At 41.8% G+C, this 1,679-nt stretch carries 1 protein-coding gene; it reads left to right on the forward strand.

Going from position 1 to position 1,679, the window contains the following annotated elements:
• Positions 1-315: 315 nt before the first annotated feature.
• Positions 316-1,575 (forward strand): IS110 family RNA-guided transposase, encoded by a 1,260-nt coding sequence (locus D5281_RS24845; protein WP_160562522.1) that lies wholly within the window; start codon positions 316-318, stop codon positions 1,573-1,575.
• Positions 1,576-1,679 lie beyond the last annotated feature (104 nt).

Raw genomic sequence — 1,679 nt, forward strand, 5'->3', positions numbered from 1 at the left:
CATTTTTATAATCCGCCTTTCTGCGAAAGGCACCAATGCGTCATGAAACATTGGCTGACTTTCGCTTTTCTTTTCTATCTTCCTTCTGATACAATTCTTTTATAAGACTGACACACTACAGAACACGTGGAGGTGAGTGGCGGGGCTGTATAGCGGCGACCTCGCATTTTTATTTGTTGTCGGTCATCCGTTAAGGCATCAATGATTGGCGCAATCAAAAGCCCGTAAACTTATCTCTTCCAAAGTCGACTCGATTTTGCCGGATGGCCAGTCACTGTCAGTTTTGTAACTATAAATCATCAGGAGGTTCTTTTATTGTCTTTTAAAATCTTAAAAAATAATTGCTGTGGGCTTGATGTCCACAAAACCTGGATTTATGCCTGCATTGGTATTACTGATTCCATCAAACGCACAGAGTATAAGCAGGCCCGCTTTTCTTCCTTTACGAAAGGCTTGAACGAGTTGTGTGACTGGCTTGCTAAATACAACTGTAACGATGTCTGTATGGAATCTACCGGCAAGTACTGGATCCCAGTATTTAATATCCTGGAGAAGAATAACATCTGGGTTACCCTTTCCCACCCCAAATATACCAAACCCCAAAAAGGCAACAAGACGGATCGTAAGGATGCCAAGTGGATTTGTGATTTATATATGTGCGGAATGGTCAATCCTTCCTTTATTCCGCCTGCTGACATCCGTGAATTAAGGGATTTAGTAAGATACCGTTTCAAACTCACTTGTATGATTACCAGTGAGAAGAATCGTGCCCATAACTGTCTTACTGTGTCTAACTTAAAACTTGACGATGTATTTTCTGATATATTTGGTAAGTCTTCCCGTTCCATTACAGAACAGATTTTACAACACCCCGGGGAAACTTTTGATGTGACGCCTTTTGTCGATGGCAGATGTAAAACTCCTATCGAAGAAATACAGGCTGCAGTTGATGGTGCTGTCTCGCAGGAGCAGGCTGTAAAACTTAGGCAGTGTCTGAACCACATCGATGAATTAGAATTGCACAAAGCAGAAATAGAACGGGAAATCTTTCGTCTCAGTGAAAACTACGAAAGCGTCCTTAATCTTATCCGGACCGTACCAGGATTCGATAAAAATCCGCTGACTGCTATACAGGTGCTTTCTGAAATCGGAGGTGATATGTCTGTCTTCCCCACAGCTAAAAACCTCGTTTCATGGGCAGGATGTTGTCCCCGTAACGACCAAAGCAACCGCAAGATTAAGTCCACTAGGATTTCCCGTGCTGGTTCCTATTTTAAACCAGTTTTGGTGCAAGTTGCAAATGCTTTAATCAAATCGAAGAAACATCCTGAATTTGCCACCCGTTACCGCCGTATAAAAGCACGCCGCGGCCACAAGAAGGCTATCATTGCAATCTGTCGTATGATCCTGACCGCTATCTGGCACATACTAACAGATTTAAAACCATATACACCAGAAGGCTTTCTTGAATCACGTCCTGTGAACAAAGAAAAAGTTTTAACTACTTCACAGGCACTTAATCTGCTTAAACAACGAGGCTACACCATTAAGGATGATGCTATTCCTGTTACCTGATTAGGTGTTGTGTCTATATTCAGTTTTCAAAACCACCTATTAAGATGGTTTGATTGCTATGCCCTTTATTTCTTGGCTGTCCTCTACTTATTTGTTTCAAACTT

The organism is Parablautia muri, from assembly GCF_009917485.1.
Classification (GTDB): Bacteria; Bacillota; Clostridia; order Lachnospirales; family Lachnospiraceae; genus Suilimivivens; species Suilimivivens muri.